At 72.1% G+C, this 22,428-nt stretch carries 22 protein-coding genes and 1 tRNA gene; 8 read left to right on the forward strand and 15 right to left on the reverse strand.

Going from position 1 to position 22,428, the window contains the following annotated elements; translation table 11 throughout:
* Positions 1-65: 65 nt before the first annotated feature.
* The 6 genes from JQC91_RS09435 to JQC91_RS09460 all read right to left on the reverse strand — a co-directional run bounded on the left by JQC91_RS09435 (position 66) and on the right by JQC91_RS09460 (position 3,950).
* Entirely contained in the window at positions 66-629 is a 564-nt protein-coding gene (locus JQC91_RS09435) for a GNAT family N-acetyltransferase (RefSeq protein WP_203286589.1), read from the reverse strand.
* On the reverse strand, positions 626-1,225 hold the full coding sequence (locus JQC91_RS09440) for a LysE family translocator (protein ID WP_203286590.1): 600 nt from the start codon (positions 1,223-1,225) through the stop codon (positions 626-628). The genes JQC91_RS09435 and JQC91_RS09440 overlap by 4 nt, the downstream gene beginning before the upstream one ends.
* Positions 1,222-1,725 (reverse strand): GNAT family N-acetyltransferase, encoded by a 504-nt coding sequence (locus tag JQC91_RS09445; protein WP_203286591.1) that lies wholly within the window; start codon positions 1,723-1,725, stop codon positions 1,222-1,224. Before JQC91_RS09445 ends, JQC91_RS09440 begins: the two co-directional genes overlap by 4 nt.
* 100 nt (positions 1,726-1,825) lie before the next feature.
* Positions 1,826-2,095, reverse strand: a complete 270-nt coding sequence (rpmA, locus tag JQC91_RS09450) for a 50S ribosomal protein L27 (protein ID WP_203286592.1) — start codon at positions 2,093-2,095, stop codon at positions 1,826-1,828.
* A 21-nt stretch (positions 2,096-2,116) separates the two neighbouring features.
* The gene (locus tag JQC91_RS09455; RefSeq protein WP_238941464.1) at positions 2,117-2,902 is read right to left on the reverse strand and encodes a 50S ribosomal protein L21; all 786 of its coding nucleotides are present in this window, start codon (positions 2,900-2,902) and stop codon (positions 2,117-2,119) included.
* Positions 2,903-3,077: 175 nt separating this feature from the next.
* Positions 3,078-3,950, reverse strand: a complete 873-nt coding sequence (locus JQC91_RS09460; protein WP_203286593.1) for a DUF2059 domain-containing protein — start codon at positions 3,948-3,950, stop codon at positions 3,078-3,080.
* A gap of 152 nt (positions 3,951-4,102) precedes the next feature.
* Between JQC91_RS09460 and JQC91_RS09465 the strand changes: the two genes are divergently transcribed.
* Together JQC91_RS09465 and JQC91_RS09470 are read left to right on the forward strand one after the other, a co-directional pair.
* Positions 4,103-4,192: transfer RNA gene (locus tag JQC91_RS09465), tRNA-Ser, on the forward strand.
* Positions 4,193-4,514: 322 nt separating this feature from the next.
* Positions 4,515-5,120 carry a 3'-5' exonuclease gene (locus tag JQC91_RS09470; RefSeq protein ID WP_343069940.1) on the forward strand — a complete coding sequence of 202 codons (606 nt, stop codon included), beginning with the start codon at positions 4,515-4,517 and terminating at the stop codon, positions 5,118-5,120.
* Between the two features lies 1 nt (position 5,121).
* Here the strand turns inward: JQC91_RS09470 and JQC91_RS09475 are convergent, their stop codons facing one another.
* Both JQC91_RS09475 and JQC91_RS09480 read right to left on the reverse strand, forming a co-directional pair.
* Positions 5,122-5,937, reverse strand: coding sequence for a PfkB family carbohydrate kinase (locus JQC91_RS09475; RefSeq protein ID WP_203286594.1), 816 nt, complete (start codon positions 5,935-5,937; stop codon positions 5,122-5,124).
* Positions 5,934-6,407, reverse strand: coding sequence for a DUF1203 domain-containing protein (locus tag JQC91_RS09480; RefSeq protein ID WP_203286595.1), 474 nt, complete (start codon positions 6,405-6,407; stop codon positions 5,934-5,936). The genes JQC91_RS09475 and JQC91_RS09480 overlap by 4 nt, the downstream gene beginning before the upstream one ends.
* A 153-nt stretch (positions 6,408-6,560) precedes the next feature.
* On the opposite strand from JQC91_RS09480, the gene JQC91_RS09485 reads away from it, so the two are divergent.
* The 3 genes from JQC91_RS09485 to JQC91_RS09495 all read left to right on the forward strand — a co-directional run bounded on the left by JQC91_RS09485 (position 6,561) and on the right by JQC91_RS09495 (position 10,963).
* On the forward strand, positions 6,561-8,987 hold the full coding sequence (locus JQC91_RS09485; RefSeq protein WP_203286596.1) for an FAD-dependent oxidoreductase: 2,427 nt from the start codon (positions 6,561-6,563) through the stop codon (positions 8,985-8,987).
* Positions 8,988-9,032: 45 nt separating this feature from the next.
* Positions 9,033-9,635, forward strand: coding sequence for a nucleotidyltransferase family protein (locus JQC91_RS09490; protein ID WP_203286597.1), 603 nt, complete (start codon positions 9,033-9,035; stop codon positions 9,633-9,635).
* Positions 9,636-9,784: 149 nt separating this feature from the next.
* Positions 9,785-10,963: an ammonium transporter gene (locus tag JQC91_RS09495; protein WP_203286598.1), complete on the forward strand. Its 1,179-nt coding sequence runs from the start codon at positions 9,785-9,787 to the stop codon at positions 10,961-10,963.
* Here JQC91_RS09495 and JQC91_RS09500 read toward each other — a convergent pair.
* Positions 10,948-12,336: a cytochrome P450 gene (locus JQC91_RS09500; protein WP_203286599.1), complete on the reverse strand. Its 1,389-nt coding sequence runs from the start codon at positions 12,334-12,336 to the stop codon at positions 10,948-10,950. The genes JQC91_RS09495 and JQC91_RS09500 overlap by 16 nt on opposite strands.
* Positions 12,333-13,562 (reverse strand): hypothetical protein, encoded by a 1,230-nt coding sequence (locus JQC91_RS09505; RefSeq protein WP_203286600.1) that lies wholly within the window; start codon positions 13,560-13,562, stop codon positions 12,333-12,335. Before JQC91_RS09505 ends, JQC91_RS09500 begins: the two co-directional genes overlap by 4 nt.
* Before the next feature lie 35 nt (positions 13,563-13,597).
* On the opposite strand from JQC91_RS09505, the gene JQC91_RS09510 reads away from it, so the two are divergent.
* Positions 13,598-13,834, forward strand: a complete 237-nt coding sequence (locus JQC91_RS09510) for a sulfurtransferase TusA family protein (RefSeq protein ID WP_203286601.1) — start codon at positions 13,598-13,600, stop codon at positions 13,832-13,834.
* A 65-nt stretch (positions 13,835-13,899) separates the two neighbouring features.
* On the opposite strand, the gene JQC91_RS09515 is transcribed toward JQC91_RS09510, so the two are convergent.
* Complete coding sequence (locus tag JQC91_RS09515; RefSeq protein ID WP_203286602.1) at positions 13,900-17,307, reverse strand: indolepyruvate ferredoxin oxidoreductase family protein; 3,408 nt, start codon at positions 17,305-17,307, stop codon at positions 13,900-13,902.
* Positions 17,308-17,433: 126 nt separating this feature from the next.
* Here JQC91_RS09515 and JQC91_RS09520 point away from each other — a divergent pair, with 126 nt between their 5' ends.
* Positions 17,434-18,330 (forward strand): LysR family transcriptional regulator, encoded by an 897-nt coding sequence (locus JQC91_RS09520; RefSeq protein ID WP_203286603.1) that lies wholly within the window; start codon positions 17,434-17,436, stop codon positions 18,328-18,330.
* A 163-nt stretch (positions 18,331-18,493) separates the two neighbouring features.
* Here the strand turns inward: JQC91_RS09520 and JQC91_RS09525 are convergent, their stop codons facing one another.
* On the reverse strand, positions 18,494-18,901 hold the full coding sequence (locus JQC91_RS09525; protein WP_203286604.1) for a SufE family protein: 408 nt from the start codon (positions 18,899-18,901) through the stop codon (positions 18,494-18,496).
* Positions 18,902-19,009: 108 nt separating this feature from the next.
* On the opposite strand from JQC91_RS09525, the gene JQC91_RS09530 reads away from it, so the two are divergent.
* Positions 19,010-19,456, forward strand: coding sequence for a hypothetical protein (locus tag JQC91_RS09530; protein WP_203286605.1), 447 nt, complete (start codon positions 19,010-19,012; stop codon positions 19,454-19,456).
* Between the two features lie 18 nt (positions 19,457-19,474).
* On the opposite strand, the gene rnd is transcribed toward JQC91_RS09530, so the two are convergent.
* The 3 genes from rnd to purM all read right to left on the reverse strand — a co-directional run bounded on the left by rnd (position 19,475) and on the right by purM (position 22,344).
* Positions 19,475-20,632 (reverse strand): ribonuclease D, encoded by a 1,158-nt coding sequence (gene rnd / locus JQC91_RS09535; protein WP_203287498.1) that lies wholly within the window; start codon positions 20,630-20,632, stop codon positions 19,475-19,477.
* 72 nt (positions 20,633-20,704) lie between these two features.
* Positions 20,705-21,286: a phosphoribosylglycinamide formyltransferase gene (gene purN / locus JQC91_RS09540; protein WP_343069942.1), complete on the reverse strand. Its 582-nt coding sequence runs from the start codon at positions 21,284-21,286 to the stop codon at positions 20,705-20,707.
* Entirely contained in the window at positions 21,283-22,344 is a 1,062-nt protein-coding gene (purM, locus tag JQC91_RS09545; protein ID WP_203286606.1) for a phosphoribosylformylglycinamidine cyclo-ligase, read from the reverse strand. Before purM ends, purN begins: the two co-directional genes overlap by 4 nt.
* Positions 22,345-22,428: the final 84 nt, after the last annotated feature.

Genomic DNA, 22,428 nt, shown 5'->3' on the forward strand with positions numbered 1-22,428 from the left:
GTCCGCTCGGGACGAGCGTAGCGGGCAGGATGGGGGAATCGGGATCGCCGCCCGGCCCCCCGTCCTCAGCCCATCTGGCGCATGTAGGTCCATTGCGGGACGATCGCGCCGCGGGACACGCAGAAGGCCTCGGCGTCGCCGATGTAGTCGAAGCCCGCGTTCGTCAGCACCCGCGCGGAGGCGGGGTTGTCTTGGAAGACGCTGCCGAAGACCTGCCGGTTGTCGAGCGGGTTGGCCTCCATGAGGGCGCGGACGGCCTCGGTGGCGAGGCCCTTGGTCCAGACGACGGGGGCGACCCAGTAGCCGATCTCGGCCTGCCCGCGGTCCATGGGCGTGAGGCCGATCAGCCCCACGAGCTCGGCGAGGCCCGCCTCGGTCGCGTCCATGACCCAGACGACCTCGTCGTTGTCGCCCGACAGCACGCGGGTCACGAAGGCGTCCGAGGTGCCGGGGGGCAGCGGGTGGGGGATCATGGTCGTCGCCTCGGCGACCCGGCGGTCGGAGGCCCACTGCTCGATGAGCCCTTGGTCGGAGCGGCGCATCGGCCGCAGGGACAGGCGGGCGGTCGGGATCGTCGCCTGCGCGGGCGGCGTCGGGTCGTGGCGGACGGGCGCGAGTTGCGGGGTCATGCGGGACCTCCGATCAGGACGAAGAGGACGGATGCGACGGTGAGGGCGGCGAGGGTCCACATGAGCCATCGCTCGGCCGGGCGGCCGCGCAGCCTCGCGGCGACGAGCGCGCCCCCGGCGGTCCAGAGCGGGTGGAGCACCAGCTGCAGCGCGAGGAGGATCGCGGCGATGGTGGCGGTCGCCTCGAGGGCGGAGGTGCCCGGCGCGGTGAAGGCGGTGAAGCCGCCGGTGATCATGGCCCACGCCTTGGGGTTCAGGGGGTGGACGACCAGCCCCGCGAGGAAGCCCGGCGCCTGCCCGGCGCGCGGCTCGCCCAACCGGAGGTTGGCCACCTTCCACGCGAGCCAGACGATGTAGGCGGCGGCGGCCCATTTCAGCGCCTCGAACATGAGCGGCGCGGCCTGCGCGAGTTCGAAGAGGCCGAAGCCGAGGGGCCAGATGATCAGCTGCTTGCCCAGCGCCACGCCGAGGACGAAGGGCCACGCCGCGCGCAGGCCGTAGGCCGCGCCGGTCGCCATGAGCGCCAAGTTCGCGGGGCCGGGCGTGCCGACCTGGCTGGCCGCGAAGGCGGCGAAGGGGAGGATCGCGACGCTCATGCCCGCGCCTCCCAGTCGGCGCGGGACAGGACCACCTTGTGAATCGGCACGGTGTCGCCGCGCGCGGTCTCGGTCTCGACCACGGCGCCGGTGGGGCGGAAGCCCAGCTTGGCCAGCACGCGGGCCGAGCGGTCGTTGCCCGCGTGGTATCCCGAGGGCACCGGGGCGTCCGAGGCCGCGAAGTGGTCCGCGAGCAGCGCGGTCGCGGCCTCGGTCGCGTAGCCCCGGCCCCAGTGCGGGCGGGCGATCCAGTAGCCCAGCTCGCCCCCGTGGCTGACCACGCCGACGAAGGCACCGTCGCGCTCGACGACCCAGGTCCGCTTGGCGGGATCGGAGAAGAGGGCGATGAAGGCCTCCGCGTCGGCGGTGGCGTAGGGGTGCGGCACGCGGGTCAGCCACGGCCAGACCGCGTCGTCGGAGATGTGGCGCACGATGTCGGGCGCGTCCGAGGGGCGGAGCGCGCGGAACGCGAGGCGGGGGGCGCGGGGTGGTCGGGTCATCGGACCCTCCCGGGGACGGGGCCCCGGCGGGCGGGGCGGTGAAACGACGAAGGGGGCCGGCGATGCCGACCCCCTCCGGGTGTGACCTATGAGGTCGGCGTTACTCGGCGGCGGCCGCCGCGGGCATCACGTCGATGAACGTGCGGCCCTTGAAGCCCTTGCGGAACGTCACGGCGCCGTCCTGCGTGGCGAAGAGCGTGTGGTCCTTGCCCATGCCGACGCCGACGCCCGGATACCAGCGCGTGCCGCGCTGGCGGACGATGATGTTGCCCGCGATGGCGGCTTGGCCGCCGTAGAGCTTGACGCCGAGGCGGCGCCCGGCGGAGTCGCGGCCGTTGCGGCTGGAGCCGCCTGCCTTCTTGTGTGCCATTGGGTCTCTCCTCCGGTCTGATCAGGAGTCGGCGGCGAAGGTGGTCGCCTGCTCGATCCAGTTGTCGCGCTCGATGCGGCCCTTGAAGGACAGCTTGTCGTCCATGTAGGCGATCTCGTCCGGACCCCAAGCGGCGATCTGGTCGAAGTGGAACACGCCGTTCGCGTGGAGGAGGCCCTCCAGCTTGGGGCCGACGCCCGAGATCTTCTTCAGGTCGTCCGGCTGTCCGTTCCGCGCCTCGGTCAGGAGGTTGGACGGGCGGGTGCCCGCGGCGTCCACGTCCTCGGCGATCTCCTTCGGCTCGGCGGTGGCGGTCGGCGCCTTGGCCTCGGCCTTCGCGACGGTCTTGGCCGGCTTCGCAGGCTTGCCCTCGGGCTTGCCGACGTTGGGGGCGACCATGGTGGCGGCGGCGGTGGCCGTCGCGGCCTGGACCACGAAGTCCTTGACCGAGCCCGAACCAACCGCGGCGGTCACGCCCGACTCGTCCGCGCCGGAGGCGAGGATGTCGGTGATCCGCACCAGCGTCAGGTGCTGGCGGTGGCCCTTGGTCCGCTTGGACGAGTGCTTGCGGCGGCGCTTGACGAAGTGGATCACCTTGTCGCCGCGGATCTGGTCGATCACGTCGGCCTGCACGGCGGCGCCGGCCACGGTGGGCGAGCCGACCTGCACGGACTCGCCGCCCAGCATCACGACGTCGTTGAACTGCACCTTGTCGCCGGCCTGTGCGGCCAGCCGCTCGACGCGCAGCACGTCGCCGGGGGCCACCCGGTACTGCTTGCCGCCGGTCTTCATGATGGCGAAGGTCATCGCCCTCTCCCGTCTTTCTCCGCGCCCTGTGGCCCCCCGATCGTCGTCGGGGCGTTTGGGTGCCTCGGGCCGCGCGCCCCTGCTCGGGGCGGTGGATGAAATGGACCGGCCGCAGGGGTCGCCTGCGGCCGGGTGGGGGCCATTCGCATGCGGCCCATAGGCTGTCAAGCGGAGGTCAGATGTCCTGCCGCCCCATGAACTCGGCCGCCGCGCGGCCGAGCTCGTAGGAGGTGGCCTCGAACACCTCGCCGAACCCCTCGAACATCGCCGCCGAGTAGCGCTTGCCCTCGGGCGTGCGGGCGAAGTCGATGTAGGCGTCGAGCTCGTCGTCCGCGAGCGGGGCGTAGGCGAGGGTCAGGTGGGCCTTGAGCCACTGGCTGGTGGCGCGGCGGATGTCGTCCTCCTGCCCCCATACCATCGCGAGCAGCTCCGACTCGGTCATGCGGGACTTCATCGCGCCGCCGTCGCCTAGGCCTTGGTAGAAGGCGAAGTTGGCGTTGAGGCCGCCCGAGACGTTCGCGGTCACGAGGTCGAGCGCGTCGATCAGCTCGTCGATCTGGCCCGCGCGGACGTCGTCCCCGCGCGGCTTGGCGGCGGCGTCCATGGCGCCCTGCTCGACCTTCGCGTCGAGCATCATGCGCCGGGCCTCCACCTCGCGTGCGGCGATGCGCTGGCCGAGAGCCGAGCCGTAGAAGTCGTGGATCGCGTCGAGGTCGGCGTCGCGCACCGCCTGCTGGACGGTGTCGAGCAGCATGCCGCGCAGCCGGTCGGGCGACTGGATGCGGGACACGAGCTCGGCCCATTCCGCGCCACCGCGTCCCGGGAAGAGCGACTTCTCCAGCCCGATGCCGTGGCGCGCCCCCTCGGTCGCGACGATCTGCACCAGCGGGCCGATCTGCGTCCATTCCGCGAGTTCGGCGAAGGTCTCCGTCTCCAAGGCCACCGCCGTGACCGTCGCGCCCATCGTCGCGTCGCGTTCCGCCATCGCGGGCCCGCCCATGGCGGTCGCCCCTAGTATGGCCGCGAGAACCAAGCCCTTGTGGGTCATCTTTCCCTCTCCCGTACTGTCCCCCGCCGCTATTCCTGCCCGGCCTCCGGCGGATTGCAACGGCGCCTCCGCAGGAAGCAGCGCGACGGGTGGCGGCGGACTTGCGCTCACCGGCGCGGGGTCGTAGAGGCCGCGCCGTGCCACAGGCCCGCGGAGAGGTGCCGGAGTGGTCGAACGGGCCGGTTTCGAAAACCGGTGAGGGTGCAAGCCTTCCCAGGGTTCGAATCCCTGTCTCTCCGCCACTTTCCCCTTTGCATCAAAGGATCGCGCCCTTGGGGCGCCGTCCGCCGCCGCTCAACCGGAGGTCGAGCGCGTGACGCATCCGCTCCCGCGACGGTCGAGCGGCCGTGGAGCGGGCGGCCCCGGCGCGATCCCGCGCAGGACGGGCCTCCCCCCGCCCCGTGCGGTCCGTCGCCGCTGTGGCACGAACCCCACAGGTCCACCCCGGGGCGACCGCGCCACGCGGGGCGGGCCGGGCCGCCCGGATGGCCGCCCCTCCCCCCTCTGGCCCTCGGCGGGGGCGATGCCGTAGAGGAACGGACCGTAAACGTCGAAGGCCCGTCCGTGTCCGACCTGCTGCGCCGCACCGCCGCCCACCTGACCGCCCCGCCCGAGGGCCGGTTCCGCTTCGTGGCCGTCGACGTGGAGACGGCGAACCGCAAGGACGGCAGCATCTGCCAGATCGGCCTCGCCTTCGTCGGGGACGGGACGGTGGAGACGTTCTCGATGCTCGTGGATCCGCGAGGGCGGTTCGACCCGGGCAACGTGCGGGTGCATGGCATCGTGCCGTCGGACGTGCGGGGGGCCCCGCGCTTCCCCGAGGCGCTGGAGGTCGTGCGCGACGCCATGGAGCGCCACCCGCTGGTGCAGCATTCGCGCTTCGACCAGCGGGCGTTCGACGCCGCGTGCCGGTCCCACGGGCTGCGGTCGGTGGACGGGCGGTGGTCCGACTCGGTGCAGATCGCGCGCAAGGCGTTCCCTGAACTCAAGGGCGCAGGCGGCGGGCACGGGCTGGCGAACCTGAAGCGCGCGCTGGGGCTCACGTTCCGGCATCACGACGCGGGCGAGGACGCGCGGGCGGCGGCGCAGGTCGTGCTGGCGGCGGAGAAGCGGCTGGGGACGATCCCGGCGCTGCGCTGGCGGGCCGAGCAACTGGAGATGGACGTGTGAACTAGGCGAGGAGCGCCTCGACCTGCGTCCGCGTGGGTGCGCCGAGCCCGCCCCCGCCGTTCGCGCATTTCGCGGACCCCGCGGCGTTGGCGAAGCGGGTGGCGGCGGCGCGGCCCGTGCCCTCGGCGAGGGCCAGCGCGAAGGCGCCGTGCCACACGTCGCCCGCGCCGAGCGTGTCGACGACCTCCACCGCGGGCGGTGCCATCCAGTCCCCGTCGCGCCAGCGGCAGCCCCGCGCTCCGTCGGTGACGGCGGCCTCGCCGGGGACGGCGTCGAGGCCGCCGGGGAAGGCCGCGAGGCCGGGGGCGGAGAACACCACGTGCGTGGCGAGGCGGGCGGCCTCGGGATCGGTGGGCGGCTCGCCGTCGAGCAGGCCGGGGACGCCGAGGCGCCGGGCGTGCGCCATCGCGTGGACGCCGCCCCAGCGGGTGTCGGTGAGGATCGCGTCCGCCCCGGGCAGCGGGCCGGGCGCGTCCGCCAGCCCCGCGCCGGGGAAGTTGACGATCATGCGCTCTCCGGAATCGTCGACCATGACGGAGGAGATGGGGGTCGTGCCCCGCGTGACGGTGGGGCCGAGGTCCACGCCCTCGGCTTCCAGCGCGTCGCGGATGGCGCGGCCCGGCCCGTCGTCGCCGAGGCGGGTGGCGAGGATCGCCTGCCCGCCCAGCCGCGCGACAGCCAGCGCCGCGATCGCCGCGCAGCCGCCCACCACCTCGGCGAAGGCGGTGGAGCGGTGCTTGCGCCCGCCCTCGGGCAGCGCCGCCATCCGGTGGACGTGGTCGAGGACGGCGATGCCGGTGACGAGGACGGTGTTCATGCGGCGTTGGTAGGCCGCCGCACCCGCGTCTGGAAGCAGTTGTTGCGCGCCGAGCGGACATCGACGAAGGCCACGCGCGGGTCGTCGAACCGCGCCGCGATGGCCGCGTCGATGCCCGCGGCCGCCACCACCGCGCCGGTGCCGTAGGCGATCCGCTCGTCCGCCGAGTAGCCCTTGATCAGGTAGTCCGGCGACGTCGTCAGCACCGGTGGCACGCCGTCGCCCTCCCACGCCGCGCAGTCCTCGGCGCAGACGAAGATCGGCCCGACCTCCGCATAGGGCTGCGGCGCGCCGAAGGGCCGGTGCGCGAGGATCAGGTAGTCGCGCCCCTGGGGCACGTCGCGCAGGCAATGGCGGCAGGGCACGCCGTCGCCGTCGGAGGTCGCGCGCTTGGGCGCTTGGCCGTTGGCGTCCGGGCCGCCCGCGCGCCACGCGCGGACGAGGTCGGTGGGAAGGGGGTCGTAGCGCATGGGGTCTCTCCTCGGGCGATGTGGACGGTCTAGCGCGCCCGCGCCCCCTGCCCCGACCCGGAGCTTGCGCCAAACGCGACCGGCATGGTCGCATTCGGGGGAAACGGCGCCGCGCCCGCTCCGTAGGTTCGGCGCAAAGGGAGGACCGGGATCATGCAGGACACCGCGCGCGTCGTCGTCATCGGAGGGGGCGTGGTGGGCTGCTCCGTGCTCTACCACCTCGCCAAGGGCGGCTGGACGGACGTGCTCCTGCTCGAGCGGGACGAGTTGACGAGCGGGTCGACGTGGCACGCGGCGGGGGGCTGCCATACGATCAACGGCGACCCCAACGTGGCCAAGCTGCAGAAGTACACGATTGACCTCTACCGCGAGATCGAGGAGCTGTCCGGGCAGGCCACCGGCTTCCACATGACCGGGGGCGTGATGCTGGCGGCGACCGAGGCGCGGTTCGACTGGCTCAAGGGGATCGCGGCCAAGGGCCTGTATCAGGGCATCGAGGCCGAGGTGATCACGTCCGAGGAGGCCGCCGAGGCGTTCCCGCTCATGGATCCGTCCAAGTTCGTGGGCGCGCTGCGGACCGTGGTCGACGGCCATCTCGACCCCTCCGGCGTCACCTACGCCTACGCCAAGTCGGCGCGGAAGCTGGGCGCGGCGATCGAGACCCACACCAAGGTCGAGAGCATCCAGAAGGCCCGCGTCGGCGGCTGGGTCGTCACCACCAACAAGGGCGAGGTGCGCTGCGACCACGTCGTCAACGCGGGCGGCCTGTGGGCGCGCGAGGTGGGCCGCATGGTCGGGCTGGAACTGCCCGTGCTTGCCATGGAGCACATGTACCTGCTGACCGAGGACATGCCCGAGGTGGCCGAGATCAATGCCGCGACCGGCAAGGAGGTCATCCACGCCGTCGACTTCGACGGGGAGCTGTATCTGCGCCAGGAGCGCGGCGGGATGCTCATGGGCACCTACGAGAAGGCCTGCGTCCCGTGGTCCGAGCGAGAGACGCCGTGGGACTTCGGGCACGAGCTGCTGCAGCCCGACATCGACCGCATCGCACCGTCGCTGGAGGTCGGCTTCGAGCACTTCCCCGCCTTCCAGAACGCGGGCATCAAGCAGATCATCAACGGCCCCTTCACATTCGCCCCCGACGGCAACCCGCTGGTCGGCCCGATCCGGGGCATGGACGGCATGTGGTCCGCCTGCGGCGTCATGGCGGGCTTCTCCCAAGGGGGCGGCGTGGGCCTCTGCCTCGCCAACTGGATCATCGAGGGCGATCCCGGCCACGACGTCTGGGCCATGGACGTGGCGCGCTACGGCGACTGGGCGACGATGTCCTACACCAACCCCAAGGTGCAGGAGAACTACGCCCGCCGCTTCTCGATCAAGTTCCCCAACGAGGAGCTGACGGCGGCGCGGCCCCACAAGACGACGCCGATCTACGACCGGATGCTGTCCTTGGGTGCGCGGATGGGCGACTCGTGGGGGCTGGAGGCGCCGCTGTGGTTCTCGCCCGACGACACGCGCGACGTGTTCTCGTGGCGCCGCTCGACAGACTTCGACCACGTGGCCGCCGAGGTCCGCGCCTGCCGCGAGGCCGTGGGCGTCATGGAGACGTCGGGCTTCTCCAAGTTCTTCGTCCGCGGCCCCGGCGCCCGCGCCTTCCTCGACCGCGTGCTCGCCTGCAAGCTGCCCGCTCCGGGCCGCATGGCGCTGGCGCCGATGCTCAAGGAGGACGGGATGCTGCAGGGCGACCTCACCGTCGCCTGCCTGTCCGAGGAGGAGTGGTTCCTCGCGGGCTCCGGCATAGCCGAGGTGTTCTACGCCCGCTGGTTCGAGCGGTTCCTGCCCGACGACGGCTCCGTCACGCTCGAGGTTGCGGGCCTCGGCCTCGTCGGCCTCTCCATCGCCGGACCCAAGGCGCGCGACCTGCTCGCCGCCGTCACCGCCGAGGACGTCTCCAACGACGCCTTCCGCTTCATGGCCGTGCGCCGCATGGACGTCGGGATGGCCCCCTGCCTCGTCGGCCGCGTCAGCTTCACGGGCGACCTCGGCTACGAGCTGTGGATGAAGCCCGAATACCAGCGCTCGGTGTTCGAGCTGCTGCTGCGCGCGGGCGAGCCGCTGGGGCTGAAGCCCTTCGGGCTGCGCGCCCTCAACGCCATGCGGCTCGAGAAGAACTTCGGCGGCTGGGCACGGGAGTTCCGCCCCATCTACGACGCCGTCGAGGCCGGGCTCGACCGCTTCGTCGCGTGGTCCAAGGACGCCGACTTCGTCGGCAAGCAGGCCGGCCTCGCCCGCCGCGCCGAGGGCGGCCAGCGCCGCCTGCGCTCCTTCGTCGTGCAGGCCCGCGACGCGGACGTCATGGGCGACGAGCCGATCTTCCACGGCGACGACGTGGTGGGCTGGGTCACCTCCGGCGGCTTCGCGCACCATTCGGGGGTGAGCATGGCGATGGGCTACGTCGCCAAGGAGGTCGCCGACAGCGACGGTCCGTGGTCGGTGGAGCTGCTGGGCGAACGGCTCGACGCGCGCCTCCAGACCGCGCCGCTCTTCGACGCCAACATGGCCCGCCTGCGGGGCTGAAAGGCCCAGCGTCCCCGCAGGGCGGGGGCGTGCTACACCGCCCCCATGCGCCCCGTCCCCTCGATCCTCGTCCTCGCCGCCGGCCGCGCCACTCGGATGCGCGGCGCCGACAAGCTGCTGGAAGAGATCGACGGCACGCCGCTGATCCTGCGCGCCGTCCGCGCCGCGCTCCGGGCGGCGCCCGAGGTGGTCGTCACCCTGCCGCCCGCCTCGCCCCGCCGCGCGTGGCTCGCGGACGCGCCCGTCCGCATCGTCGAAGTGGATGGGCCGATGTCCGCCTCCCTCGCCGCCGGGATCGCCGCCGTCACGCGGGACGCGGCGACCGTCCACCTCGCCGACATGCCGGGGATCGGGGCGCCCGAACTTTCCGCGATGGCCGCCGCGTGGACGCGCGCCGACGCTCCGATCCTGCGCGCCACCGCCGCCGACGGGACGCCGGGCCAGCCCGTCACCTTCGCCCGCAGCCTATTCCCCGAACTCGCCGCGCTGATCGGCGACGTGGGCGCGCGGGCGGTGATCGCGCGGCACGGCGCCCATCCCGTTGCCCTCCCCGCGCGCGCGGCCCTGACCGACCTCGACACGCCCGAGGACTGGGCGGCATGGCGCGCGATGCGGCGCGCGGCGGATTCCAAACCGCCCAATTCCTAGGCGAAGCTTCTCGTCCCCGCCCCGTGCCGCGGCATTCCGCGAACCGCCTGGAAAAGCGGCGCCCTCCGGCCACGGCGCCCGTTCCCCATGCGGGGCGGGTTCGCCATCACCCGCGCGGGGAAAAACGGATTCCATCGGAGGGACACCACATGGTCGGTGCAGACACCGCCTGGATCATCGTCGCCACGGCGCTGGTCCTGTTCATGACATTGCCGGGCCTCGCGCTCTTCTACGGCGGCCTCGTCCGCAGCCGGAACGTGCTGAGCGTGTTCATGCACTGCTACGCCATCGCCTGCCTGATGAGCGTGCTCTGGCTCGCCTTCGGCTACTCCATCGCATTCGGCGGCGACGGCCTCTGGTGGGGGGGCCTCGACAAGATGTTCCTCGCGGGCGTCACCGCCGACGACCTTGCGGGCACCATCCCCGAGGTTCTGTTCTTCGCCTTCCAGATGACCTTCGCGGTCATCACCCCCGCATTGATCGTCGGCGCCTACGTCGAGCGGGTGGGCTTCGGCTTCGTGCTGGCCTTCTCGGGCCTCTGGATGCTGATCTGCTACGCCCCCGTGGCACACTGGATCTGGGGCGGCGGCCTGCTCGCGGGCGGCGAGGGCGCGCTCTTCCCCGTGGCGGTCAACGACTTCGCCGGTGGCCTCGTCGTCCACGAGACGGCCGGCCTCGCCGCGATCATCGTCTCCGTGATCCTCGGCCCGCGCGGCGACAAGACCAAGCCGCCGCACAACCCCGGCTACGTGATGATCGGCGCGTCCATGCTCTGGGTGGGCTGGTTCGGCTTCAACGGCGGCAGCCAACTCGCGGCCGACGGCGGTGCCGCGATGGCGCTGACCGTCACGCATATCTCCGCCGCGACGGCCTCGCTGACGTGGGCGCTGTGGGAGCGGTTCCGCTACGGCAAGGCCTCCCTAGTGGGCATCGTCACCGGCACCATCGCGGGCCTCGCCTCGATCACCCCCGCCTCCGGCTCGGTCGGCCCGGTCGAGGCGCTGATCATCGGCGCCATCGCCGGCGTGCTGTGCCAAGAGGCGGTGAACCTCATCCGCAACCTCCTCAAGATCGACGACACGCTCGACGTGTTCGCGGTCCACGGCGTGGGCGGGATGTTCGGGATCGTGATGATCGCGGTGTTCGGCCACGGCGCGTGGCTGAGCCAAGTCGGCGGGATCGTCGTCGTAGGTCTCTGGACGCTCGTGACGACCACCGTGATCGTCTTCGTCGTCAAGGCGGTGTTCCCGATCCGCGTCTCGAAGGACGTGGAGCAGGAGGGCCTCGACCTCGCCATCCACGGCGAGCAGGCCTACACCAACGGCTGATCCGCGTCGCGGGTCGTGCGGGGGACGCCTTCGGGCGCCCCTTCGCGTTCGGAGAGGGTCAGATGGATCCCGTCCTTCGCCCGGACCGTCAGGTGGGCGACCGGAACGGGCGTGGCGATCGGCTCCAGCCGCCACCCGGCGACGATCCGGGACAGGAGCAGGACGCCCTCCGCCATCGCGAAGCCCGCGCCGGGGCAGACCCGCGGGCCCGCGCTGAAGGGCATGTAGGCACGGCGCGCGCTCTCCTTGGCCGCCTCGGTGGACCAGCGGTCGGGATCGAAGCCGTCCGGGTCGTCCCAGAGGCGCTCGTGGCGGTGCAGGTGCCATGGCGAGAGGACCATCTGCGCCCCGCGCCGGGCCACGCGGTCGCGGACGGGCTCGTCGCGGGTCGCCTCGCGGACCATCATCGGCACGGGCGGGTAGAGGCGGAGCGTCTCGCGCACCACGTCCCGGGTGAAGGGGAGCTTCGAGAGGTCGGAGAAGGCGCCGGTGAAGGGCCGCGCCTCGGCGGCCACGCGGGCCTGCGCCTCGGGGTGGGCCGCGAGGAGGTAGAGCGACCACGCGAGCGTCGACGCCGACGTCTCGTGGCCCGCGAGGAAGAAGATCGCCACCTGGTCCACCATCTCGGCGGGGGTGAAGCGCGCGCCGGTCACGGGGTCGGGGAAGGTCATGATCTTGGTGGCGAGGTCGTCGGACGCGGTGCCCGCCGCGATCTCGGCGGCGCGGCGCTCGACGAGGGCCGCGATGGCCGTGCGGATGGCCGCGGCGGCGCGCAGGGTGGCGCGGGCGTGGGGCCGCGGGAGCCACGCCGGGAGCGGGAGCAGCGCCGCGACATTCAGCAGGGGCTGGGTGCGCTGGTAGGCCCGGAACTCGCGGAACACGGCCGCCGCGAGGGCGTCCTCGATGGGGACGGAGAACAGGGTGCGGAAGATGACGTCGGCGGCGGCGCGCGACGCGATCTCCTCGACCTCTTGGGGACCGGCGCGGAGGCGGTCGGCGAGGGCGTCCGCCGCCTCGACCATCGCGGGGAAGGCCTCGCGCAGGCGCCCGCGCCCGAAGGCCGGGTCGATGATGCGGCGCTGGCGCTTCCACGTCTCGCCGTTGGTGACGAACACGCTCTCGCCGAGGAGCGGGGCCAGCCCCTCGCGGATGCGGTCGGACTTGGGGAAGTCGTCGGGCCGCTCCTTCAGGATGAGTTCGATCAGCGCCGGGTCGTTGCACAGGTAGGAGCGGAAGAAGGGCGTCCGGAACTCGGCCATCCACGCGCGGTACAGGCGCACGGGCTGCGCGCTCAGGATGTCCTGCCGGAAGAGGCGGGCGTAGCGCAGCCAGCCGCGCCGCCCCTCGCGGGAGGCGGGCTTGGGCGCCCTCATTCCGCCGCGACGGCCGCGCGGGGCGCCGCGGTCGAGGTGTGGCGGTTCACCGGGGCGGTGAGGCGCGACGGGCTGGGGGCCCGCGCGGCGAAGCGGTCGCCCAAGGTCCGCGGCCCGGCCGTGATGCGGAAGTAGTCGTAGTCGTCCTCCTGCCCCGGCAGGGCGTCGAAGGCGCAGAGGTATTGGAAATGGAGGCGGAAGTAGCGGCGGCGCAGCTCGCGCTGCTTGGCGTCGGAAAGAGTCTTGGTGAAGGCCGCCGAGATGACCAGCGGGCCGGTCTGCCGCTCGGGCGCGAGCCCTGAGACCGCGACCGGGTCGCACAGCGCGAAGGCGCAGCCGTCGCCGGGGGCGGTGACGTCGATCCACGGGATGGCGGCCTGCCCGCCCATCACCTCGAGGTCCGCGCGCAGCCGGTCCGCTCCGGGAAGGAAGGAGACCATCGGCACGACCTGCCCGAGGGACAGGAAGGACAGCCGCCCCTCCGGCTCCACGCCGTCGCGCAGGAGGTCGGCGAGGACGGAGATGCCGAGATGCGCGCCCGAGGAGTGGCCGACGACCAGCACCTCGTCCCAGTCCCCGTCGAGGGCGGCGCGGATCGTCTCGCGGAACGCGGCGAGGCGCGCCTCCAGCACCACGGGGTAGGCCCCGCCCCAGTGGGCGGTGAAGGCGTAGTCGTGCATGAGGTAGTGGGTGAACGTCTTGCGGTCGGCCCGCTGGAACAGCCGCAGGAGCGCCCACGCGACCGCGACGCCGATCCCGCCGGCGAGCGCGAGGTGCGGTGCTTGGGGCAGCACCTGCGGCACGGCCCACGCCGCGAGCACGCCCGCGCCGACGGCGATCACCGCTTGGAGCAGGAGCGCGACGATCGGGTAGAGCGCGGCGATCACCGGTCCCTTCCGCAGCCGCATCAGGCGGGCGAGCGCGCCCGAGGCGACATAGGCCCACGCCGTCCGCACCAGTTGGGCGTAGGTAGCCGGGATCGACCGGGCCATGCTGCGCGAAACTATGTCGGACCAGACCAGCACCTCCACCTGCGCGTGGACGTGCGCGCCGTCCTGCACGCTCTCGACGTCCCACGAATAGGGCGTCGGCCCGCGCCGCTGCTCGATCTGGTAGCCCGACAGGCGGGCCTGCTCCGCCCCCTCGCGGCGATAGAGCTCGCGGTAGCGTCGGGGGTGGAACGGGTCGTAGCCCGGGATGTAGAGGACGCGGCGGCGGAAGGTCATGTCACTGGCCCGAGGCGCGGAAAGGTTGAGGAAGCATGACGCAGGACTTTGGCGAAAGCGAGGTGGCGCTGGAGGTGGACGCCCTCGGGCTGCTCTGCCCCCTGCCCGTGTTGCGGCTGCGCAAGCGGATGCAGGGGGTGGAGCCGGGCGCGGTCGTGCGGCTGCTCGCCGACGACCCCGCGGCGCATGTCGACGTGCCGCATTTCTGCGTCGAGGGGGGGCACGCGTTCCTCGGGGCGGAGGGGACGGCGTTCTACGTGCGGAAGGCGTAGGGTGGGCAAAAGCCACGAAGCATGGGTCATCGACCGGCGCGTGGGCGTTCGCCCCCCCTACCCCATCATTCCGCCGCCGTACGCGTCTCCGCGCCACCCGCGCGGATGACGGCCAGAAGCTCCTCCCGCCGCTTGGCCGCGTCGCGCTCGTTCGCCTCCTTTACGGGCCCGAAGCCGCGGATCTTAAGCGGCAGCTCCGCCAGCGCGACTACCGCGTCCATCGTGTCGGCGTTCGCGGCGGGCAGCACCTCGGCCATGTCCGCCTCGTACTGCGCGATCAGGGCGCGCTCCATCCGACGCTCCGCGGTGCGACCGAACGGGTCCAGCGGCGTGCCGCGCAGGCCCTTGGCCTTCGCCAAGAGGGGCCACATCCGCTCGATCCACGGGCCGAACCGGCGCTTCTGCGGGCGCCCGTCCGGGCCGGTCTTGGAGATCATGGGCGGGGCGAGGTGGTAGGACACCCTGAGGTCGCCGTCGAAGGCGGCGGCCACCTTGGCCCGCGTCTCCCGGTGGAGCCGCGCCACCTCGTACTCGTCCTTGTAGGCGAGCAGCTTGTGATAGCCCTTCGCCACGGCCTCGCGCAGCCGGTCGTCCGCGATCCCGTCCAGCAGGGCGGTGTAGCGCCGCGCATAGGCCGCCGACTGGTAGGCCGTGAGGTGCGCCACCCGCGTGGCGATCTTGCCGTCCAGCGTCTCGGGCAGCGGCACGACGGTGTCGTCCTCCAGCACCTTCGCCGCCGCCTCGGGGTTCGCGACGGCCCACCGGCCGTACTGGAACGCCTGCTGGTTGCGCTCGACGGCGGCGCCGTTCATCTCCACCGCCTTGAGGATCGCCTCCTCCGACAGCGGCACGAGGCCCGACTGCCACGCGGCGCCGAGGATCGTCATGTTGGAGAAGATCGTGTCCCCGAGCAGCCGCTCGGCCAGCTTGGAGGCATCGAACATCACCAGCCGGTCGCGCAGCCGCGCCTGTAGCGAAAGCGCGAGGCGGTCGGCGGGGAGCTTGAAGTCCGCGTCGCGGGTGAAGTCGCCGGTGACTATCTCGTGGGCGTTGACCACCGCGCCGGTGCGCCCGGTGGAGGTCAGGCCTAGCGTCTTGGCCCCCGCGCTCACGACGAGGTCGCCGCCGATGAGGGCGTCGGCTTCGCCCAAGGCGACGCGGATGGCCGAGATGTCCTCGGGCCGCTCCGCGATGCGCAGGTGCAGCGCGACCGCCCCGCCCTTCTGGGCGAGGCCCGCCATCTCCATCAGGCCCGCCGCCTTGCCGTCGAGATGGGCCGCCATCGCGGACACCGCGCCGATCGTGATGACGCCCGTGCCGCCGACGCCGGTGACGACGACGTTCCACGTCCCGTCGATGGCGGGCAGCGTGGGTTCGGGCAACGTGCCGATCTCGATGGAGGCCGTCGCCGCCTTCTTCAGCTTGGCCCCCTCGACGGAGACGAAGGACGGGCAGAACCCCTTGAGGCAGCTGTAGTCCTTGTTGCAGGACGACTGGTCCACCGCCCGCTTGGTGCCGAACGCGGTCTCGACCGGGACGAGCGAGACGCAGTTCGACTGCACCCCGCAGTCGCCGCAGCCCTCGCAGACGTCGGTGTTGATGAAGATGCGCCGGTCGGGGTCGGGGAACGTCCCTTTCTTGCGGCGGCGGCGCTTCTCGGCGGCGCAGGTCTGGATGTAGAGGATGACCGACACGCCCTCGACCTCCTGCAGCTCCTTCTGGACGTTCATCAATTCGTCGCGCGGATGGAAGGTCAGGCCCGCCGGGAAGGCGGACCGGTCCACGTCCTCCTTGTCGTCGTAGACGACGCGCAGTTCCTCCACGCCCATCGCCTTGAGCTCGCGCGCGATACGGTCCGGCGTCAGCCCGCCCTCGTTGGGCTGCCCGCCGGTCATGGCGACGGCGTCGTTGAAGAGGATTTTGTAGGTGATGTTCGTCCCGGCGGCCAAGGCCGCCCGGATGGCGAGGTTGCCGGAGTGGTTGTAGGTGCCTTCGCCGAGGTTCTGGAACGTGTGCTTGCGCTTGGAGAAGAGCGACTCGCCCACCCAGTTCACGCCCTCGGCGCCCATGTGGGTGTAGCCCTCGGTGTTCCGCCCCATCCACAGCGCCATCACGTGGCAGCCGATGCCCGCCCCCGCGCGCGCGCCCTCGGGCACCTTCGTCGAGGTGTTGTGCGGGCAGCCCGAGCAGAACCACGCGGTGCGGCTGGCCACCTCGGAGGCGTTGTCGGCGCGGCGCGCCTCCATCGTCTTGCGCAACCCCACCTCGATCCGGTCGGTGCCGCGTCCCTCGCGCTTGAGGATCTCGCCTAGCTTGAGCGCGATGAGGTTCGGGTCGAGCGCGTAGTGCTGCGGGAACAGGACGTTGCCGTCGCCGTCCTCGTAGCCCCAGACGCGGCGGCCCGCGCGGTCGTGGAAGATCGCCTCCTTGATCTGCACTTCCAGCAGCTTGCGCTTCTCCTCGACCACCACGATCAGGTCGAGCCCCTCGGCCCAGTCGTGCATGGACTCCATGTCCATCGGCCATGTCTGCGCGACCTTGTAGGTCGTGATGCCGAGGCGCTCACATTCCGCGTCGTCGAGCCCCAAGAGCGACATGGCATGCACGAGGTCGAGCCAGTTCTTGCCGTGGCTCACGAACCCGATCTTGGCGCCCGGCTTGCCGTGGACCCGCCTGTCGAGCCGGTTGGCCCGCGCGAAGGCCTCCGCCGCCCAGCGCTTGTGCTCCAGCAGGCGCTCCTCCTGCGGGATCCAGTGGTCGTTGAGGCGGATGTTCAGCCCGCCCTCGGGCATGTCGAAGTCCGACGGCTCCACGAAGGACATGCGGTCGGGGCGCCCGTCCACGACGGAGGTGACCTCGATGGTGTCCTTCATCGTCTTGAGGCCGACCCAGAGGCCCGAGTAGCGCGACAGCGCCCAGCCGTAGAGGCCAAAATCCATGATCTCCTGCACGCCGGCGGGCGACAGGACGGGCATGTGCACGTCGATCAGCGCCCAGTCCGACTGGTGGCAGGTGGTCGAGGACTCGCCGGTATGGTCGTCCCCCATCGCCATGAGGACGCCGCCGTGCCGCGACGTGCCCGCCATGTTGACGTGCCGCATCACGTCGCCCGAGCGGTCCACGCCCGGCCCCTTGCCGTACCAGAGGCCGAACACCCCGTCGTAGAGCCCCTCGCCCCGCAGCTCGGCCTGCTGCGCGCCCCAGTGCATCGTGGCTGCGAGGTCCTCGTTGAGCGCCTCGCGGAACTTGACGTCGTTCTCCTCGAGCTGCTTGCGGCGGCGCGCCATCTCGAGGTCGACGTTGCCCAAGGGCGAGCCGCGATAGCCGGCCACGAGCCCGGCCGTGTTCAGCCCGGCGGCAGCGTCGCGGTGCTTCTGCATCAGCATCAGGCGGACGAGCGCCTGCGTGCCGTTCAGAAGCACCTGCCCCTTCGACAGGTCGTAACGGTCCGAAAGACTTACGTCGTGACGCATCTGATCGTCCTCCCGGTGCGTATATAGGTCAACAATGCTGACCTAGGGAAGCGGACATTCGTCGCATCCCGATGATGCACGGACGGGGCGCCCATGCTAGGGGCCGCGCTCCGGCAGGAGACTCGCATGGACTGGGACAAGCTACGCATCTTCCATGCGGTCGCCGACGCCGGGTCGCTGACCCACGCGGGCGACGTCCTGCACCTGTCGCAGTCAGCGGTGTCGCGCCAGATCAAGTCGCTCGAGGAGGGGCTGGGCGTGACCCTGTTCCACCGCCACGCGCGGGGCCTGATCCTGACCGAGCAGGGGGAGCTGCTGTTCGACGCGACGCGGGCGATGAACAAGCGGCTCGACGCTGCCACCGCGCGCATCCGCGACAGCGAGGAGGAGGTGTTCGGCAACCTCCGCGTTACCACGACGATCGGCTTCGGATCGATCTGGCTCGCGCCCCGCCTGTCGAAGCTCTACGCCCTCTACCCCGACCTCAAGCTCGACCTCATGCTGGAGGAGCGGGTGCTCGACCTGCCGATGCGCGAGGCCGACGTCGCCATCCGCATGAAGGAACCGAGCCAAGCCGACCTCGTGCGCAAGCGGCTGATGGACATCCGCATGTGCCTCTTCGCGTCACCCGCCTACCTCGAGGCGAACGGGACGCCCCGGAACATGGCGGACCTCGCCCTGCACCGTATCATCTGCCAGTCCCCCGACAGCACCCAAGTCTCGGCCGGACAGACGCTCGTGCAGGAGATCATGTCGCAGAACATCCCGCGCCTGCTGACGGTGAACAACTACTTCGGCGTGCTGCAGGGCGTCCTCGGCGACCTCGGCATCGGGGTGCTCCCCGACTACCTCGAGCAGGACTTCCACCAGTTGATCCGCGTCCTGCCGGAGGTGGAGTCGAACCCCGTGCCCGTGTTCCTCGCCTACCCGGAGGAGTTGCGCGGCTCGCGCCGGGTCGAGGCGTTCCGGGACTTCGTCCTCGAGGAGGTCGTGGCCTACCGGAAGGCCCGCGCCTCGGGATGAGCCATGCGCACGCCGCATGGCCGGGTTGCACCGAACGGTTCAGGTTTTGCCTTGAGAGCGCCCACGTCGCCCACTAATTCCGCAAGCGAGGGCGGCCCGCATGGGCACCCTCACCTCCCTGTTGGACTGGGCCGGACCGTCGCGTCCGGCCTTTCTTTTTTCCTCAGGCCGTCGCGGCCACCTCGCGGATGCGCTGCACCATGGCGCGCACCCCGTTCGAGCGCTGCGAGGACAGGTGCTCGTCGAGGCCGAGCCGTCGCAGTTCCGCCGCCGCGTCGACCGCGCCGATCTCCGCCACGGGCCGACCGGCATAGAGCGCGTGGAGCACGGCGATCAGGCCCCGCACGATCATCGCGTCCGACTCGCCCGCGAAGTCGAACGTCCCCCCCTCGACGCGCGGGTACAGCCAGACTTGGCTGGCACAGCCGTCCACCTTGGTGGCCGGTACCTTCAGCGCGTCGTCCAATGGCGGGAACGCCTTGCCCATGTCGATGACGTGGCGATAGCGGTCCTCCCAGTCGTCGAGGAACTCGAACGTCTCGACCAACTCCTCGAACTCGTCGCGCGCCATCACCGCCTCCTGTCGCCTGCCGCCCACGTATGTCGGCGCATGGGCGGCGTCCACCTTCCCAGAGGGGCGGCGAGCGGCTAGGCCCGGTCGCGACCAGGGAGGGATTCCATGCGCACCATCGCCGCCATCACCGCCACCGCGCTGGTCCTGTCGGGCTGCGGTCTGGGCGGCAGCCGCCTGAACCCGCTCAACTGGTTCGGCGGCGACCGCGAGGTTCGCGCGGCCCCGACCGAGCGCGCCGCGCCGCAGATACCGCTCGTGGACCAAGTCGTCTCGCTGCAGGTCGACCAGGCACCGGGCGGGGCGATCGTCTCCACCGTCGGCCTGCCCCCGACGCAGGGCTTCTGGGACGCCGAGCTCGTGCCGGTGCCGTCGGAGGACGGATCGACCTACGTTCTGGAGTTCCAGCTCCTCCCGCCCCCGGCGCCGCAGCCGCAGGGGACGCAGCCCTCGCGCGAAGTGCTGGCCGGCACGTTCCTCTCGGACCAGACGCTCGCCGGGGTGCGCCGCATCGCGGTCCAAGGCGCGCGGAACCAGCGGGTCGTCAGCCGCTGACGCCGCCCCGTCCCGCCGTCAGAGCGGGACGATGCGGACCTTGTGCCCCTCGCAAGCCAGCGCGATCCGCCCCTCGCAGAGCCGAAGCGCATCGGCCCCGAACACCTCGGCCCGCCAGCCGCGGTTCCAGTCGCCGTCCCGCGCGCCCGCCGCGATGTCGTCGAGGTCGGAGGCCGTCGCGATCAGCTTCTGCGCGACCCCCGCCTCCTCGGCCTTGGCCTTGAGCAGGACGCGGAGGAGGTCGGCCAGCGCCGCGTTGATCTGGTCGCGCGCCTTGGGGCGCGGCGGCTTGGGAAGCGATTCCTTCGGCACCGCCTCGGCCCGGGCGACGGCCTCGAGGATGCCCTTCGCCACGTCGCCTTTCCGTGCCTCCCGCAGCAGGAGGCGGGACTTGCCCAGTTCCGCGTCGTCCTTCGGCTTGTTCGAGGCCAGCTCCAGCAGGGCGTCGTCCTTGAACACGCGGCTGCGCGGAACGTTGCGCGTCTGGGCGTGATGCTCGCGGAACGCGGCCAGTTCCGCGGCCACCGCGACGAAGCGCGGGGTCGGGTTCCGCATCTTCAGCCGCTTCCATGCGTCCTCGGGCTGCACCTCGTAGGTGGCGGGGTCGCGCAGGACGGCCATCTCCTCCTCCAGCCACGCGGTGCGCCCGTTCCGGGCCAACTGCTCGCGCAGGGAATCGTAGACCACCCGGAGATGCGTGACGTCCGCCAGCGCATAGCGTTTCTGGGCGTCGGACAGCGGGCGGCGGGACCAGTCGGTGAAGCGCGACGACTTGTCGACGCTGCCCTTCGCGATCTTGCGCACCAACGTCTCGTAGCCGACCTGCTCGCCGAAGCCGCAAACCATGGCCGCCACCTGCGTGTCGAACAGCGGCGCGGGGATGACGGAGCCGTCGGTCCAGAAGATCTCGAGGTCCTGTCGCGCGGCGTGGAACACCTTGGTCACGCCCTCGTCGGCCATCAGCGCCCAGAGCGGGGACAGGTCCAGCCCCTCCACCAGCGGATCCACCAGCACCGCGTCCTCCGGCCCGTCGCCGGGCACGGCCAGCTGCACGAGGCAGAGCTTAGCGTAGTAGGTCCGTTCGCGCAGGAACTCGGTGTCGACGGTCACGTAGTCGTGCGCGGCGGCGCGGGCGCAGAAGGCGGCCAGCGCGTCGGTCGTCGTCAGGGTCGGGATGTCGTCGGCCAAGTTCGGGTCCTTTCCACGTCCGGGGGCCTTATCCCATGCCCCGCGCATGGAAAAGCGGGCCTAGAGGTGGAGGACGCCGGGTGTGCCCTCCGCCACGCGGCGCAGCACCGCCGGGTAGAGCGCGTGCTCCCGCTCGAGGACGCGCGCGGCCAGCGTGTCGGGCGTGTCGCCCGGCAAGACGGGCACGCGCGCCTGCCCGCGGATCGGTCCGGCGTCCAGCTCGCCCGTCACCTCGTGGACGGTGCAGCCCGCCTCGGCATCCCCGGCGGCGAGCGCGCGGGCATGGGTGTGGAGGCCCGGATACTTGGGCAGGAGCGAGGGATGGACGTTGAGCATCCGGCCCGCCCAGCCGCGCACGAAGCCCGGCGTGAGGATCCGCATGAAGCCCGCGAGCGCGATGAGGTCGGGGTTTGCCGCCCGGAGCGCCTCGTCCAGCGCGCCCTCGAACGACTCCCGGTCGGGATGGGCCGTGTGGTCGACCACGGCCGTCGGCACCCCCAGCGCCTCGGCCTTGGCGAGGCCGCCGGCCCCCGGCCGGTTCGACAGGACGAGCACCGGGCGGGCCGGGTGGTCGCCCGTCATGGAGCGGACCAGCGTCTCCATGTTCGACCCGCCGCCCGAGATCAGGACGGCGACCCTCACGCCGACAGGCGCCCCGTCATCCCGAAGCCCGCGCCCTCGGTCACGCGGCCCAACGCGGACACGTCCTCGCCTGCGTCGGCCAGCGCGGTGGCCACCGCCTCGGCGCGGTCGGGCGCGACCACCAGCACCATGCCCACGCCGCAGTTGAACGCGCGCAGCATCTCGGCCTCGGCGATGCCGCCCGCCTCGCGCAGCCACGCGAAGACCGGCGGCGGCGTCCACGCCCCGAGGTCGATCTTGGCGCCGCAGCCCTCGGGCAGGACGCGCGGCACGTTGCCGGGCAGGCCGCCGCCGGTGACGTGGGCGAGCGCGTGCACGCCCCCGCCCCGTAGCGCGTCCAGCACGGGCCTGACGTAGAGCCGCGTGGGCGTGCAGAGCGCTTCGCCCAGCGTGCCGTCCGAGAACGGCGACGGGTCGTCCCAGCCTAGCCCCGCGCGCTCGGCCACCTTGCGGACCAGCGAGAAGCCGTTGGAATGCACCCCGTCCGAGGCCAGCCCGAGGATCACGTCCCCCGGCGCGACGCCTGCGGGCAACTGCGCGCCCCGCTCCACCGCGCCCACCGCGAAGCCCGCGAGGTCGAGGTCGCCCGCCGCGTACATCCCCGGCATCTCCGCCGTCTCGCCGCCGATCAGCGCGCAGCCGGAGGCGGCACAGGCCCGCGCGATCCCCTCGACCACGCGGGCGGCCACGTCGCCGTCGAGGCGGCCCGTCGCCATGTAGTCGAGGAAGAACAGCGGCTCGGCCCCTTGGCAGACGAGGTCGTTGACGCACATCGCCACGAGATCCTGCCCCAGCCCGTCGAGCCGCCCGGTGTCGAGCGCGATCCGCAGCTTGGTGCCCACCCCGTCGGTCGCCGCCACGAGGATCGGGTCGTCGTAGCCCGCCGCCTTGGGGTCGAACAGCGCACCGAAGCCGCCGATCCCGCCCATCGTGCCGGGCCGGTCCGTTGCCTTGGCCGCGGGGCCGATGCGGTCGACCAAGGCGTCCCCCGCCTCGATGTCCACGCCCGCCTCGGCGTAGGTCAGGCCCTGCCCCGTCTTCGCGTCCTCGTCCGCCATGCGCCCCTCCGTCGTCGGGGGTCCGGTAGCGGGCGGATCGGGGCGAGTCTAGCAATGCGCGCGACGCCGCCGGCGCTTGACCTC

The organism is Jannaschia sp. Os4, assembly GCF_016820245.1.
Lineage (GTDB): Bacteria > Pseudomonadota > Alphaproteobacteria > Rhodobacterales > Rhodobacteraceae > Jannaschia.